At 66.0% G+C, this 14,379-nt stretch carries 17 protein-coding genes; 10 read left to right on the top strand and 7 right to left on the bottom strand.

Going from position 1 to position 14,379, the window contains the following annotated elements:
• Positions 1 to 132 precede the first annotated feature (132 nt).
• Both E2K76_RS10395 and E2K76_RS10390 read left to right on the top strand, forming a co-directional pair.
• The gene (locus tag E2K76_RS10395) at positions 133 to 360 is read left to right on the top strand and encodes an AbrB/MazE/SpoVT family DNA-binding domain-containing protein (RefSeq protein ID WP_136684240.1); all 228 of its coding nucleotides are present in this window, start codon (positions 133 to 135) and stop codon (positions 358 to 360) included.
• Positions 357 to 755: a PIN domain-containing protein gene (locus E2K76_RS10390; protein ID WP_136684239.1), complete on the top strand. Its 399-nt coding sequence runs from the start codon at positions 357 to 359 to the stop codon at positions 753 to 755. The genes E2K76_RS10395 and E2K76_RS10390 overlap by 4 nt, the downstream gene beginning before the upstream one ends.
• Before the next feature lie 3 nt (positions 756 to 758).
• On the opposite strand, the gene E2K76_RS10385 is transcribed toward E2K76_RS10390, so the two are convergent.
• Both E2K76_RS10385 and E2K76_RS10380 read right to left on the bottom strand, forming a co-directional pair.
• Complete coding sequence (locus E2K76_RS10385) at positions 759 to 1,202, bottom strand: cupin domain-containing protein (RefSeq protein ID WP_220432206.1); 444 nt, start codon at positions 1,200 to 1,202, stop codon at positions 759 to 761.
• An 80-nt stretch (positions 1,203 to 1,282) separates the two neighbouring features.
• Positions 1,283 to 1,567 (bottom strand): DUF982 domain-containing protein, encoded by a 285-nt coding sequence (locus E2K76_RS10380; RefSeq protein ID WP_136684238.1) that lies wholly within the window; start codon positions 1,565 to 1,567, stop codon positions 1,283 to 1,285.
• Positions 1,568 to 1,766: 199 nt separating this feature from the next.
• Between E2K76_RS10380 and E2K76_RS10375 the strand changes: the two genes are divergently transcribed.
• The 4 genes from E2K76_RS10375 (at position 1,767) to repC (ending at position 5,547) form a co-directional block, all read left to right on the top strand.
• Positions 1,767 to 1,988: a hypothetical protein gene (locus E2K76_RS10375; RefSeq protein WP_136684237.1), complete on the top strand. Its 222-nt coding sequence runs from the start codon at positions 1,767 to 1,769 to the stop codon at positions 1,986 to 1,988.
• Between the two features lie 190 nt (positions 1,989 to 2,178).
• Positions 2,179 to 3,366 carry a plasmid partitioning protein RepA gene (gene repA / locus E2K76_RS10370; protein ID WP_136684236.1) on the top strand — a complete coding sequence of 396 codons (1,188 nt, stop codon included), beginning with the start codon at positions 2,179 to 2,181 and terminating at the stop codon, positions 3,364 to 3,366.
• Positions 3,366 to 4,277: a plasmid partitioning protein RepB gene (repB, locus tag E2K76_RS10365; protein ID WP_136684235.1), complete on the top strand. Its 912-nt coding sequence runs from the start codon at positions 3,366 to 3,368 to the stop codon at positions 4,275 to 4,277. Before repA ends, repB begins: the two co-directional genes overlap by 1 nt.
• A gap of 178 nt (positions 4,278 to 4,455) precedes the next feature.
• Positions 4,456 to 5,547, top strand: coding sequence for a plasmid replication protein RepC (gene repC, locus E2K76_RS10360; protein ID WP_136684234.1), 1,092 nt, complete (start codon positions 4,456 to 4,458; stop codon positions 5,545 to 5,547).
• Positions 5,548 to 5,550: 3 nt separating this feature from the next.
• Here repC and E2K76_RS10355 read toward each other — a convergent pair whose 3' ends face one another.
• A complete protein-coding gene (locus E2K76_RS10355) occupies positions 5,551 to 6,318 on the bottom strand; it encodes an SDR family oxidoreductase (protein ID WP_246032938.1) in 768 nt (255 codons plus the stop codon).
• Positions 6,315 to 6,599, bottom strand: coding sequence for a nuclear transport factor 2 family protein (locus E2K76_RS10350; protein WP_136684233.1), 285 nt, complete (start codon positions 6,597 to 6,599; stop codon positions 6,315 to 6,317). The genes E2K76_RS10355 and E2K76_RS10350 overlap by 4 nt, the downstream gene beginning before the upstream one ends.
• A gap of 120 nt (positions 6,600 to 6,719) precedes the next feature.
• Here E2K76_RS10350 and E2K76_RS10345 point away from each other — a divergent pair, with 120 nt between their 5' ends.
• Positions 6,720 to 7,592 carry a LysR family transcriptional regulator gene (locus tag E2K76_RS10345; RefSeq protein ID WP_394343934.1) on the top strand — a complete coding sequence of 291 codons (873 nt, stop codon included), beginning with the start codon at positions 6,720 to 6,722 and terminating at the stop codon, positions 7,590 to 7,592.
• On the opposite strand, the gene E2K76_RS10340 is transcribed toward E2K76_RS10345, so the two are convergent.
• Genes E2K76_RS10340 through E2K76_RS10330 form a run of 3 tightly spaced genes read right to left on the bottom strand, consistent with a single transcriptional unit; the run spans position 7,589 to position 10,958 of the window.
• Positions 7,589 to 7,933: a DUF4440 domain-containing protein gene (locus E2K76_RS10340; protein ID WP_136684231.1), complete on the bottom strand. Its 345-nt coding sequence runs from the start codon at positions 7,931 to 7,933 to the stop codon at positions 7,589 to 7,591. The genes E2K76_RS10345 and E2K76_RS10340 overlap by 4 nt on opposite strands.
• 56 nt (positions 7,934 to 7,989) lie before the next feature.
• Positions 7,990 to 8,619: an HAD family hydrolase gene (locus E2K76_RS10335; protein WP_136684230.1), complete on the bottom strand. Its 630-nt coding sequence runs from the start codon at positions 8,617 to 8,619 to the stop codon at positions 7,990 to 7,992.
• Positions 8,616 to 10,958 (bottom strand): glycosyl hydrolase family 65 protein, encoded by a 2,343-nt coding sequence (locus tag E2K76_RS10330; protein ID WP_136684229.1) that lies wholly within the window; start codon positions 10,956 to 10,958, stop codon positions 8,616 to 8,618. The genes E2K76_RS10335 and E2K76_RS10330 overlap by 4 nt, the downstream gene beginning before the upstream one ends.
• An 89-nt stretch (positions 10,959 to 11,047) precedes the next feature.
• Here E2K76_RS10330 and E2K76_RS10325 point away from each other — a divergent pair, with 89 nt between their 5' ends.
• From E2K76_RS10325 to E2K76_RS10315, 3 genes are all read left to right on the top strand, one after another.
• Entirely contained in the window at positions 11,048 to 12,238 is a 1,191-nt protein-coding gene (locus E2K76_RS10325; protein ID WP_246032937.1) for a mechanosensitive ion channel family protein, read from the top strand.
• 94 nt (positions 12,239 to 12,332) lie between these two features.
• Complete coding sequence (locus E2K76_RS10320) at positions 12,333 to 12,806, top strand: NUDIX hydrolase (protein ID WP_136684228.1); 474 nt, start codon at positions 12,333 to 12,335, stop codon at positions 12,804 to 12,806.
• Positions 12,807 to 12,829: 23 nt separating this feature from the next.
• Positions 12,830 to 14,326, top strand: coding sequence for an inorganic phosphate transporter (locus E2K76_RS10315; RefSeq protein WP_136684227.1), 1,497 nt, complete (start codon positions 12,830 to 12,832; stop codon positions 14,324 to 14,326).
• Positions 14,327 to 14,379: the final 53 nt, after the last annotated feature.

Below are 14,379 nucleotides of genomic sequence, written 5' to 3'. Positions count from 1 at the left end.
GTCTTGCCCCTTCGCGGTCTGGTGCCTTTGCCCGTGTATCAACATGACCGACGATGGCCACCGACGGAAGCCTTTACCTTGGCGGGGTTTGGATATACATTACTCACCGGGTATATCACAAAGGGATCAGTCATGCAGGTCGCCAAATGGGGAAATTCGCTGGCCGTCAGGCTGCCCGCGAAGCTGGTCGCCGAACTGGGCCTTCAGGCGGGGGACGAGATCGAGGTCGAGGTCGCGCGCGGGCGGCTGACCCTCGCGCGGCCCCGCTCCACGGACGAGATCCTGACCGACCTTGACCGCTTCCGCGGGCGTCTGCCTGCGGACTTTCGTTTCGACCGGGATGCGGCGAACGAAAGGTGAGAACGGCGATAGATACCAACGTCCTGCTTTATCTTCTGGACGATGGCCCGAAGGCTGCGACCGCCCGCGCGATCCTTGCGGAAGGCGGGATCATCAGCGTGCAGGTCCTGAACGAGATCACCACCGTCTGCCGCCGCAAGATCGGCATGGGCTGGGACGAATTGCGCGATCTTCTGGGGCTGGTGCGCGAACGGATGACGGTCGTGGACCTGACCGAAGCGGTGCATGACGTCGGAAGGGCGCTGGCCGAACGCTATCAGCTTTCGGTCTATGACGCGATGATCGTCGCCTCGGCGCTGGTCAACGGGTGCGACCGGCTGCTGTCCGAAGATATGCAGGACGGGCTGCTGATCGAGGGGCGGCTGAAGATCGAAAACCCCTTCGCGCGGGGCTGACGCTCAGAACTCGATCCATTCCGGGTCTTCCGCCACGTCCAGATCGGGCAGGTTCACGACCACCTCCTCGGTCCCGCTGCGGACCAGCGCGCAGTGCAGATCCTCGGTCTCGGACGCGTTCAACTCCTGATGCGGCATATAGGGCGGAACCAGCAGGAAAGACCCTGCCCCGGCCTTGGTGATGAATTCCAGCCGTTCGCCCCACCGCATCAGCGCCGTGCCCGAGATGACGTAGATCACGCTTTCCAGCGGCCCGTGATGATGCGCGCCCGTCACCTCGCCCGGGCGGATGTGGTTGGTGCCGGCCCAAAGCGCCGACGATCCGGTGCGCCCCCCCGATATGGCGACCTGACGGTTCATGCCCCGCGTCTCGGGCGTGGCGGCAGAGCGTTCGCGCGGGGCGACGACGCGGATGCCTTCGGTCTTCCAATCCTTGGGGGTGGTCATGGCGTCTTTCCTCCGAAACTTCCGCAGGGCGCCATCCTGCAGCATCGCAGGCCTGTCGATCAACACCAGCGCGCGCCGGATCAGACCCGGTGGGCCACCCCCGCCCCGCCCCCGCCCGGAGGACGGCGCACCGGGACCCCGGCACTGGTCAGCGCGGCGGCGACCGCCGTGCGCGCCGTCTCGTGATCCGCCTCGTGCTCCATCACCTCATAGCAGGCGCTGGTCGCGGCGCGGTATTCGGGGGTGTATCCCCAGGCCCAGTCCTCGGCAAGAAACACGATGGCCGCGCCGGTATCCTGAAGCACGACCGTCCGCCCGGTTTCGGGATGCGTAAAGATGATATCCTCTGCCCATGTTCGATGCATCGCACTCGTCCTACACAAACTGCCGGGGAGGCTGGACTATGAAATAGCCCAGACCCCGCGCCCATCAATTCCGCTCATGTCGATACAGGTCCAGGTTGAACCTTGCCGCGCCTGTGCTGTTCCCGATCCTTCCGGTGCCCGAGCCGATTCAGGAACATGCCCGGCCGCTTTCGGTTCATCGGACGAAGGAGGTCCCGAAATGGCAGATGCAAACCACAAGAAATTCGGCGCGACCCATCAGGGCAAAGGCGACGGCAGCGGGGCGATGGCCATCATCGAACCCGAGGATGTCGAGGATGGCGCCGTGCTGTCCAATCGCGACAAGTCTCAGGATGGCAAGGCGCGCGGGCAGGACGGCAAGGCCAACATGACGCAGCAGCGCCAGGACCACGCCGCGAACCGCGTCCCCAAGGACGAATGAGGGACCGGGCAGGCCCCCCTGCCCTTCCCTTCGCCGCCCAAAAGGCCGAAAATGGCCGTTCCGGCCGCCAAAACCACCCTCATCGCCCAAAAACCGCTTGCCCGAATCCGGAAAACCATCCACAGACTTACGGCAATAAGCAAATAACACGTGCCAAAGCGTAACACACGGCACGGACATGAGGGCAGAGATGAGGCGGCAGGAACGGATCGACGTTCTGGTGGGCGAGCATGCGGCGCGGCTGTCCGAACGGCTGCAACAGCATCGTGAACAGCTTTTCCCCCCGAATGCCAGCAAGGAATTGCGGAAATTCACGTCCGGAGAGGTCGCCGACCTGCTGGGCGTCAAGGATGCCTATCTGCGCAAGCTGCATCTGGATGGTCGCGGCCCCTCGCCCGAAACACGGGCCGGGGGGCGTCGCTATTACAGCCTGGCCGATGTGCAGGCGCTGCGCGAATTGCTGGAAAAGGGCACCAAGACGCCCGGCACCTATATTCCGGGGCGGCGCACGGGCGATCATCTTCAGGTCATCACCGTCATCAACTTCAAGGGCGGTTCGGGCAAGACCACGACCGCCGCGCATCTGGCGCAGAAGCTGGCGCTGGACGGATACCGCGTGCTGGCGATCGACCTCGATCCGCAGGCCAGCTTTTCGGCGCTGCACGGGTTCCAGCCCGAATTCGACCTGATCGACGGCGGCACGCTTTACGACGCGATCCGCTATGACGATCCGGTGCCGCTGGCCGATGTGATCCGCAAAAGCTATTTCCCGGGGCTGGACATCATTCCCGGCAACCTCGACCTTATGGAGTTCGAGCACGAGACCCCCCGCGCGCTGGCCGAACGGTCGGCTCAGTTCTTCTTTACCCGCGTCGGCGACAAGCTGGCCGAGGTGCAGGACGATTACGACGTGGTCGTGATCGACTGCCCGCCTCAGCTGGGATTCCTGACCATGTCCGCCCTGTCCGCCGCCACCGCCGTCCTTGTGACCGTGCATCCGCAGATGCTGGACGTGATGTCGATGTGCCAGTTCCTGCTCATGACCTCGAACCTTCTGGGTGTCGTGGCCGAGGCGGGCGGCAACATGAGCTATGACTGGCTGCGATACGTCGTGACCCGCTATGAACCGGGCGATGGGCCGCAGAACCAGATGGTCAGCTTCATGCGGTCGATGTTCGGCGAACATGTGCTGAACCACCCGGTGCTGAAATCCACCGCGATTTCGGACGCCGGCATCACCAAACAGACGCTTTACGAGGTGGAACGCACGCAGTTCACCCGGTCCACCTATGAGCGCGCGATGGAAAGCCTCAACGCCGTCAATGGCGAGATCGAGGCGCTGATCCAGACGGCCTGGGGCCGGAAAGGGGCGGTCTGATGGCACGCAAGGACCTGCTGAAGAACCTGCTTGGCGCACAGCCCCCCTCCCCTGCCCCGTCGGCCCCGCCGCGTCCGACGAAAGGCGCGATCGGGGCGGTCAGCCAATCCATCGCCGACCTGCGCAATCGTTCGGTGATCGAGGTCCCGCCCGACATGATCGACCACGCCGGCCTGCGCGACCGGATGGACGAGGACCCGGACGGCATCGCCGCGCTGGCGGACTCCATGCGCGAATACGGCCAGCAGGTGCCGGTGATGCTGCGCCATTCCCCGAATGTCGAAGGCCGCTACGAGATCGTCTATGGCCGCCGCCGCGTCGCCGCGATGAAGCTGCTGGGCCAGCCGGTCAAGGCGATGGTCCGGCAGCTGAACGACCGCGACCTGGTGATCGCCCAAGGTCAGGAAAACGCCGCCCGCAAGGATCTGTCCTTCATCGAAAAAGCGAATTTCGCCCGCAAGATGCGCGACGGCGGGTTCGAACGCAAGGTGATCTGCGACGCGCTTCACATCGATAAGACATTGATTTCGCGTATGCTTTCCATTGCCGATGGCATCCCCCCCGCCCTGCTGGATGCCATCGGCGCGGCACCGGGCATCGGGCGCGACCGCTGGCTGACGCTGGCAACGCGCGTCAAGGATATGGATGTGCAGTCACTGGTCGCCGCAGCGACGGGGGCCAATTCCGACGCCCGTTTCGACGCCGTGCTGGCGCATGTGACCGCCAAGCCCAAATCCACGCCGAAGCCGTCGCTGACCGGGGCCGATGGCCACCCGCTGGGTGATGTCAGCCGCAGCGCGCGGGCCACCACATTGACGTTTTCACGCGACAAGGCTGCCGGGTTCGACGACTGGCTGATCGCGAATATGGACGAGATTCACCGCAACTGGCTGGCCAGTCGCGAGGGATGACACAAGAACAACAACAACGGAGGCACGGACAGGACCCGCAAAAGAAAAAGCCCCCCAGGACATGACATCCCGAGAGGCCGTTTCGTCGATCTAAGCACTCGCACGTAACGCCTTAAGTTGACAGCTGTCAACACCCGTCTGTCCGACGGCACGATTTTTTGCACCCTCGTGAAAGCGGATGAAGCATATTTCCATGACGCCCTTCGGGCGGCATCCGGTGGCGGCTGGCCATCTGGAACGGCAATCGCTGGCCGAAGCACCCTGCCCTGCCGCAGCGGCGGACAAATGGGCGATCTTGCGCGACCTTGGCACCGCGCGGCGCGCCTTCGATGTTAGCGATCGCGATTTGATGGTGCTGCAGGCGCTACTGTCCTTCCTGCCCTCGCCCTATCTGTCGGCGGATGGGCCGACCATCGTCTTCCCATCGAACACCACGCTCGCGGACCGTGTGCATGGGATGCCGGAAAGCACGCTGCGCCGCCACATCGCCGCGCTGGTCGCCGCGGGGCTGCTGCTGCGCCATGACAGCCCGAACGGCAAACGATATGCCCGCCGGGATGCGTCCGGGCAGATCGCGCGCGCCTTCGGTTTCGACCTGCGACCCCTGCTGGTGCGCCGCGCGGAAATCGCTGCCGCCGCCACCCAAGCGCGTGCAGAGGCCGAAACGATCCGCTGTCTGCGCGAGGAGATCGCCCTGCACCTGCGCGACGCGATCCGCCTGCTGCCGGACGAGGCCGAACGCTGCCTTGCGATTCAACGTCAGTTGCGGCGCAAGCTTCCGCTGATCCAACTGCGCGAATTGCACCGCCAGACGGTGGATATGTCGGCGCAGGCGCAGACGCTCGTGCCCCCGCCCACAGAGATTTCGAGCGGCTTTGACAACCAGAATGAGCGGCACATACAGGATTCAAACAAACCACTCTCTGACTCTGAAAAAAGCGCCGAGACGATTGCTGTGCAAACCGTCCTGACCACATGCCCATCCGTTCGCGACTACAGCACCGATGCGATCACGACCTGGCAGCAGCTTGTCGCCGTGGCGGCGTTGATCTGCCCAATGATGGGGATCACGCAGGAAACCTGGCGCCACGCCTCGCAAAGAATGGGCGCAATGAATGCAGCCGCCACGGTGATCTGCATTCTGGAGCGGTTCGACCAGATTTCCCGCCCCGGCGCCTATCTGCGCGCCTTGGCGAAGAAGGATCGCTTCAGCGCGATCCCGATGCTTTCTGCGCTGGGCAAGTTGACAGCTGTCAACTCGGCGCATTAGCGGTCATGCCGTGGGAACCGTTCCGCCATCAATCACATATTCCGCGCCGGTGATGCTGCTTGCGCGGTCGGATGCCAGAAACGCGACCAGATCCGCGATTTCCTCCGGTTTCGCCGGTCGCCCCAACGGAATGCCGCCAAGCGATCGCATGATGATCGCCTTGCCGCCCTCATAATCGGTGCCCGCCTCGGCGGCGATGCGATGGGCGAAGCGGATCGACGCCTCGGTTTCGATCCAGCCGGGGGCGATGCGGTTGACCCGGATGCCTTTGGGGGAAAGCTCTTTCGACAGGCTCTTGCTGTAGACCGACAGCGCGGCCTTGGCAGCGGCATAGGCGGTCGTCGCTTCGGGCAAGGGCGTCAGACGCTGGATCGAGGTGACATGGATCACCGCGCCGCCCTCCGTCATCAACGGCACCAAGGCCCGATCCAAACGCAGCGCCGGGAACAGGTTCAGGTTCAATTCCCGTTCCCAATCCGCATCCGACAGCGCGGCAAACCCGCCAGCCGGCGCGGACGAGCCGCCCAGCATGTGGACGAGGATGTCCAGACCTCCCAGCCGGTCGCGCACCGCATCTGCCACATGCGCGCAGCCCTCGGACGTGGTCAGGTCGGCGGCGACGAAATCCGGGTGGGTCTGTGCCGTGCGGGCCGCAGTCACCACCCGTGCGCCCAGATCGCGCAGCAGGGCGACCGTCGCCGCGCCAGTACCCTGCGTGCCCCCGGTGACGAGCGCGCGCTTGCCTGTCAGGTCGATGAAGCTGCCCATCATCCGATCTCCAGCGCAGCGATGCGGTCGTTCTTCAACGTGAAGGCAAAACGGATACGGGCAGGGCTTCCGGGGAAATTGCCGCTGACCTTGGCGGTCACGGTCGTGCCGTCCAGCGACTCGGGCGTGACGGTGTGCTGGTAGCTGGCCTCGGCCTCCCGCCACCAGGCCAGGATTTCGGACGGGCCGCGATGTGTCGCGCCTTCGTCCTGCAGGATGGCATCCGCATCGAAGGCGGTAAAATCCGCGCGGAAGAAACGGTCGATCGGTTCGGGTAGGGTCATGATTGCTCTCCTTGACGTATGCCTTGGAATGTAGTCTGAACCTATCGTCGCGATAATCGGGACAATGCGGCATGCGATGATGACGGGAACGGGATAGTGCGGGATGCGGCGATCAGGGACTTGAAGGCCGTGCTGGCCGTTGCGCGGCGGCGTTCGTTCCGGGCGGCGGCGGCGGATCTGGACATGTCGACCACCGCGCTGTCGCACAGCATCGCGCGGCTGGAGGCGGGGCTGGGCGTGCGCCTGTTCCACCGCACGACGCGCAGCGTTTCGCTGACCGGGGCAGGGGACAGCTTCGTGGCGCAGATCGCCCCGGCGGTCGCCGATATCGACGATGCGATGGAGGTGGTGCGCGCGCAGCGGGACACGCCCGCGGGGATGCTGCGGATCAACGCCTCGCGCGTGGCGGGGTGCGAGGTGATCGGCCCGCTGGTGCTGGAATTCCTGCGCCGCTACCCCGAGATGCAGGTCGATCTGGTGACGGAGGAGCGGTTGGTCGACATCGTGGCCGAAGGGTTCGATCTGGGCATCCGTCCGGCGCATCTGGTGCCCAGCGACATGATCGCGCTGTCCCTTGGCCGCCCGCAACGCTATGCCGTCGTCGCCTCGCCGGATTATCTTCGCGCGCACCCGATGCCGCGGGTTCCGGCCGATCTGCTGGCCCATGAATGTATCCGCGTGCGCCTGCCCAACGGCACCCCCTTCCGCTGGCAGTTCGAGAGGGCAGGGGAGGTGCTGCACCTTGACGTGCGGGGCAGGCTGGTGCTGGACGAGGCCGACGTGGCGCGGCTGGCGGTGCTGGCGGGCGGCATGATCGGGTTTTTCGTCGAGGGCAGCGTCCTTGCAGACATCGCCGCCGGTCGCCTGATCCGGGTGCTGGAGGATTGGACGCCGCCGCGCCCCGGATTCAGCCTGTATTACGCGGGCCGCCGCAACCCCTCTGCGGGGATGGCGGCCTTCGTTGCGCTGGCGCGCGAAGTGGCGCGGGGCTAGGTCGCGACCTGCGCGTGCTGCACGACCGTCCAGTCCTCGTGCCCCTTGCGGCGATAGACCGAGGTGCAGGCCGCCGAAAAGCGCGTGTCGTCCTTGCGGGCCCTCACATGGTATCCGACGACGATCAGGCCTTCCTGCGGGCGCGACACGACGCGGTCCGAAAACTCCACATCGTCCCAATCGGGCGTGCCGCTGACGGCGCGCACCGCGTCATCCCCCCGCACGAGGTTCGGCGCATGGCTCAGTGCCATGACGCATTCGGGATCGACCTTTTCGTGATACCGATCTTCCGAGGTCTTCCAAAGGCTTTCCTCGAAGCTCCAAATCCGTTCGTCATCCATTCCGCTCTCCTTCTTCGGGTGCGGGGGCTGAACCGATCCGGGGGGCAGGTGTTCCCTCAGATCTGCGGAAGCCGCGGGTCCGTGAAATCGGCGATCGAAAACTCGGCGCCCGCTTGCCGCAATTCATCATCGCTCAGCGTGGTTGCGATGCCGATGGTGCGGATGCCGGCGGCGGTGGCGGCGCGGATGCCGGGGGTGGAATCCTCGAAGGCCAGCGCCTCGGACGCGGAGGCGCCAAGGCGGTCCAGCGCGGTCAGATAGGGCAGGGGGTCGGGCTTGGGGCGGTCCATCTCGTCGCCATGGACGATGGTGTCGAAGGCGCCGTGAAGGCCGATGGCGGCCAGCATGTGATCGACATTGGCGCGCGGCGCGTTGGTGACCAACGCCAGCCCGATCCCGGCGCGCCGGGCGGCGGCGATCAGGTCCGCCACCCCGGCCAGCGGGACCAGCTCGACCGCGTAATCGCGGAACAGCGCCTCCTTGCGGGACAGAAGTTCGGCATGGTCGTCGCGGTCCGGGAACAGATGGCGCCCCACCTCGGCATTGGACCGGCCCGAGATCTGGCTGCGATACAGCGCCTCGTCCATGTCCCGGCCATGTTCGCCCAGCAGGTGTTGCAGCGCGCGCAGGTGGATCGGGTCGGTATGGGTCAGCGTTCCGTCCAGATCGAAAAGCAGCGCCTTCATTCGCATGTCCCTTCATATGTCGCGCCCGGTTCAAGATCATGGGCGACGCCCCGGACCAGCAGCGGCACCGGGCCGTGATTGCCGTCATCGGCGTGGATGGTGATCCGCCCATGGTCCAATGTGACTGCGACCGCGTTCGAACGAAAGAGCACATGCGCGGAGATGCGCGAAAGGTGCGATTGCGGCGCGGGATCGACGATCAGCGCCTGCTCGCCCGGACGCAGGCCAAGGAAGATGCGCTGCACGATGTCGATGCTGGCCGCCATCGCGCCAAGGTGGATGCCCTTTTCGGTGCCGGAATGGCCGGTTTCGGCATCGTCGGGGTGAAGCGCGCCGCGAAAGATGCGCCACGCGTGGTCCGGCGCCAGCCGCGCCAGCGCCCCGGCATAGATCAGGTCCGACAGGCTGGAATCGTGGGAGGTGCGGTCAAGGTCGGCCTCGATCGTGCGGCGCAGGATGTCGGGCGGGGCAGGGTGGCCCATTGCGGCCAGAAGGTCCGACAACTCGTCCGGGGTGAACAGGTGGCCCAGCATGGCGAAGGTCGCCTGCTTTTGCGCCTGAAGGGCGTTGATGTCGCCGCCCTGCGCCTCGATGAACCAGTCCAGCCTTTCGCCGGGGTTGTCGCGCTCATGCGCCGCCATGTCGAAGGGGCGCAGGGTGCCGTATCGGTCGAAGGGCAGGAACCGCCCTTCGCCGTCGCGGACCAGATGCAGATGCGCGGCGACCTGCGCCCAGCGTTGCGCCTCGTCCGCGCCGATGGCCAGACGCGCGGTGACGGCATCGCGGTGGCAGGCGGGCAGGCGGTCCAGCGCCTTGGCGGCATGGATCAGCACCCAGGCGGCCATGACGTTGGTATAGGTCTCGTCATCCAGCCCCGGCTTTTCCGCGCCGGGATAGCGGGTGTGGAATTCATCCGGCCCGACCACGCCGCGGATGGTGAAACGCCCCTCGACCTCGGGATGCGGTGCCGCCAGCGAGGCCCACATCCGCGCGATCTCGACCATCAACTCGGCGCCATAGCTGGCCATGAAGTCGAAATCCCCGGTGGCGAGGAAATAGCGCCAGACGTTATGCGCGATGGCCGATCCGACGTGGAACTGATACCGCGTGTCGTCACGCATCCAGCGGCCGGATTTCGGGTTCTTCTGAAACGCGGGCGTTTCCTCGAAACCCACGGTGCCGCTGCGCCACGGGAACAGCGCGCCCGCCAGCCCGAAATCCCGCGCCCGGCGCCGCGCCGCATCCAGCCGCCGATGGCGATACAGAAGGGCCGAACGCACGACGTCGGGCAGGTGCAGGCTCAGGAACGACAGCGACAGCATGTCGTCCCAGAAGATGTGGCCGTGATACGCCTCCTGCCACCCGCGCGAGGGCAGGCCCGCATCTGACAGCGCCGCATGGGGGGACGCGGTTTGCAGCAGGTGGAACCCGTGCAGCGCAAGGGCGCGGGACAGTTCCGCGCCCTCGGCCTCCAGACGGCAGCGGCCCCAAAGCTGCGCCCAGGCGCGGATGTGATCCTCGCGCAGCACGGCATAGGGGCGCGCATCCTGCGCCGCCTCTGCCGCGGTCGGGCCGGGATCGCCGATGGCATGATCGCGCGAGGTGCAGGTGATACCGATCTTTTCGACGCAGAGGGTCGCGCCCATCGGCAGATCGACCTCCGTTCCCTCGACCGCCGCGCCGTCCAGCGTGATGGTCGTGCGGGCGGCGACGGCGATTTCCACATCGGTTCCAAGCGTGCGCGCGCGGCCCCCCGCCACGTTGCACAGCGCCTGCGGATCATAGCCGCCTTCGTCCGCGATCACGTTGCCGATGCCCGGATCGATGCCCGACCGGACCGTGACGCGCCCCGACCAGTCGATCGCGCGCAAGGTGGTGCGCAGCGCCCCAAGCCGCGCGGTCGCCATCGACACGAAGCGTTCCTCGTGAAATTCGCTTTGCCGCCCCAAGCCGTCGCGAAAGGTGACCCGCCGCGTCAGGACCGCCGCCCGCATGTCCAGTTCCTGACGATAGGACAGGATCTGCACCCGGTCGAAGGACAGCCACTCCTCGCCCAGACGGAATGACAGGTCCAGCCAGTTCGGCAGGTTCGCCAGCGAATCCGTGGCAACGTCCCGGCCTTCGACGCGCCCGGTCAGCCGGGCATAGCATCCGGCGCGGTAAAGGCCGGGGCGGTGGCAGGGGCCCGACCGCTCCTCGGGGGCGGAGGCGCGCATGTGCACAAACCCGTTGCCGATCGACAGCAGGGATTCGCGGCGAAGCTCGTCTTCGGGGTCGTAATGGTCGAAAGCGGTGACGAACGCATCGTCTTCGCAGCGGGGAAGGGGGGCGTATTGCAAGGATCACCGTGGGTTTCGAAGGGCTCGCAGGTCAATCCGCGATGCCGCCGGGGGTTCCGCGTTGCGACAAAAGGGGTCAGAACCCGCGAATGCCGCAGTCGCAAGAATGTGGGCGCGGCGGGGGTGACGCGGGGCGGGCCGGGTCTATCATCGGTGGCATGACCCTGACCGAATTGCGAAACATCGCCCTTGGGGCGACCGACTGGCTGCCGGACTGGCTTGCCACGGTGATCATCCTTCTGCTGTCGGCGCTGGTGGCGGCGATCGCCTATCGTTTCCTGTTCCGCATCCTGACGCGCATGGTGGCCGGGCGGGATCTGTTCTGGCGCTCGCTCGTGGATCGGGGCGCAAGGCCGCTGCGGCTGGTGATGATCATCATCGCGCTTGGCTTCGGCTCCGCCATCTCTCCGATCACGCCGGCCGAGGCGGCGGTGCTGCGCCAGTTGATGACGGTGGGGGTGATCGTCTGCATCGCGTGGATCGCCTATACCGCGCTTTACATCTGGACCACGATCCACATGCGGCGCTTCAAGCTGGATGCCGAAGACAACCTGCTGGCGCGCAAGCACATCACGCAGACCCGCATCCTGATGCGCGTGGCCAAGATCCTGATCGTCATCCTTGCCATCGCATCGGTGCTGATGACCTTCGATGCAGTGCGGCAATACGGCGTGTCGCTGCTGGCTTCGGCGGGGGCGGCGGGCATCGTCGCGGGCATCGCGTTGCAGCCGGTGCTGAAGAACCTGTTCGCCGGCATCCAGCTTGCCATCACCCAGCCGATCCGCATCGACGACGCGCTGATCGTCGAAGGCGAATGGGGCAATGTCGAGGAGATCACGTCGACCTATGTCGTGATCCGGGTATGGGACTGGCGGCGGCTGATCATCCCGCTGTCCTATTTCATCGAAAAGCCGTTCCAGAACTGGACGCGAGAGAATGCCGAGCTGATCGGCGTGGTGATGCTGTATCTGGATCACACCGCCCCCGTGGACCGCATCCGCGCCGAAGCCGAGCGGATCGCGCATGCCTCGGCGCTTTGGGATCGCAAGGTTTTCAACCTTGCCGTTACCGATTTCCGCGAAAGGGTGATGGAGGTGCGTGTCCTGATCTCGGCCCGCAACGCGCCGCGGGCCTTCGATCTGCGCTGCGAGATGCGCGAGAAGCTGATCGGCTTCATCCAGGCCGAACTGCCCGGCGCGCTGCCCCGCACCCGAGAGGAGATCCGCGCGCAATCGGTCGGGGCGCTGGCGGCGGACCTTGGCGAACGCGCGGGTTCGTGATCGCCGCACGGGTCATTTGTTACAGCAAGATGACATTTTCCCTCGATCATCCGGGCCTGCGCTGCTACCTCCCCGGCATCGAAGGGTATTGGATATGTTGAGACGCATTTGGACCGATTTCATCGCACCGATCCTGCGGCGTCCGTCGCAGTATCAGGTCGCCGCGCTGTGCTGGCGCAAGGCGGGCGATGAGGTCGAGGTGCTGCTCATCACCTCGCGCGAGACCAAGCGGTGGGTGCTGCCGAAAGGCTGGCCGATGCCGGACCGCGATGGCGGCGCCACCGCGATGCAGGAGGCGTGGGAGGAGGCCGGCATCCGCAGGGACGGCTCGCAGCCCGTGCTTGTCGGGCGCTACAGCTATCACAAGCGGCTGGAGGGCGACGTGCCGGTGCATACATTGGTCGATGTCTATGCCATACATGTTCCGGGGCTGGAGGACGTGTTTCCCGAAGCGGGCCAGCGCGAACGCAAGTGGTTTTCCTTTGCCGATGCGGCGCGGCTGGTGCAGGAGGCGGAACTCGCATCCCTGTTGCGGCGCGGCCCCGACCTGATCGGCATTTCTTCCTGACCTTTCCTTCTGCGGACGACACCATGACCGAACCGAACGACAGGCGGCGGCAAGAGCCGGCGTGGGACATCCTCGACCGCGATCTTGGCCGCATCTCGAGCGTCGAATATGCGACGTCGCACCTGTCGCAACCGCTGGTCGCGGTGGGGATGGCGATGGTCTTCGTGGCCCTTGCGGCGATCTGGGCCGCCGTCGCGACGGACGGATCGGGCAGCCTGATCGTCATCGTCGCCTCGGGGCTTGCCGCCTATCTGGCCATGAATATCGGCGCGAACGACGTGTCCAACAACATGGGCCCGGCGGTCGGGGCGAATGCGCTGACGATGACCGGCGCGCTGGTGCTGGCCGCGATCTGCGAGGCGGCGGGCGCGCTGATCGCGGGGGGCGACGTCGTCGATACCATCGCCACCGGCATCGTGGACCCCGGCAGCCTGGCGGACGGGCGCAGTTTCGTGATCGCGATGATGGCGGCGCTGCTGTCCTCGGCGCTGTGGCTGAACTTCGCCACATGGATCGGGGCGCCGGTTTCGACCACGCATACCATCGTGGGGGGCGTGGCGGGCGCCGGCATCGCCGCTGCGGGCCTTGGCGCGGTGAACTGGGCGGGCCTGTCGCTGATCGCCTTCAGCTGGATCGTGTCGCCCGTGGTGGGCGGCACGCTGGCGGCGTCGGTGCTTTGGGTCGTGCATCGGCTGGTCATCGACCGCGACGACAAGATCGCCGCCGCCCGCATCTGGGTGCCCGTGATGATCGCGGTGATGTGCTGGGCCTTCACGACATATCTTGCGGACAAGATCCTGAAGCATCTGTTCGACGTCTCGACGGGCAATGCGATGCTGATCGGGGTGGTCTGCGCCCTGCTGTCATGGGCGGCGGCGCGCACCTTTGTCGCGCGCCGGTCCGTCGGGCTGCGGGACCGCAACCGATCGCTGAAGGTGCTGTTCCAGCTGCCACTGGTGCTGTCTGCGGCGCTGATGAGCTTTGCGCATGGCGCCAACGACGTGTCGAACGCCGTCGGCCCGCTGGCGGCCATCGTGTCGATGTCGGGCACCGAAAGCGGCACCATCGCCGCCGCCATGCCGCTTTGGGTGATGGTGATCGGCGCGCTGGGCATCTCGGTCGGGTTGCTGCTGTTCGGCCCGCGCCTGATCCGCACGGTGGGCAGCCAGATCACCAAGCTGAATGCGATGCGGGCCTATTGCGTGGTGCTGGCGACGGCGGTGACGGTGATCGTCGCCAGCGGGCTGGGCCTGCCGGTCAGCACCACCCATATCGCGATCGGCGGCGTCTTCGGCGTCGGCTTCTTCCGCGAGGCGGTGGAGGCGCGCCGGATGCGGCACGGCGCCGCCCAGCCCATCCTCATGGCGGCCGAGGAGCGCGCGCGCCGCAAGCTGGTGCGCCGGTCGCATTTCATGACCATCGTGGCGGCGTGGATCATCACCGTGCCGATGACGGCGACCGCCTCGGCCATCCTGTTCCTGGTGCTGAATGCGGTCGGGGCGCTGCCCGCCACCGGCTGAAACCGGCTATACAGATCGTTAATATTCTTGGAATGTGGGGCAAGAGGTGCCTC

This window comes from Falsirhodobacter xinxiangensis, assembly GCF_004959935.1.
GTDB classification, from domain to species: Bacteria; Pseudomonadota; Alphaproteobacteria; order Rhodobacterales; family Rhodobacteraceae; genus Falsirhodobacter; species Falsirhodobacter xinxiangensis.
The sequence above is the reverse complement of the archived record's forward strand: the minus strand, read 5'-3'. Positions and strand labels throughout refer to the sequence as shown.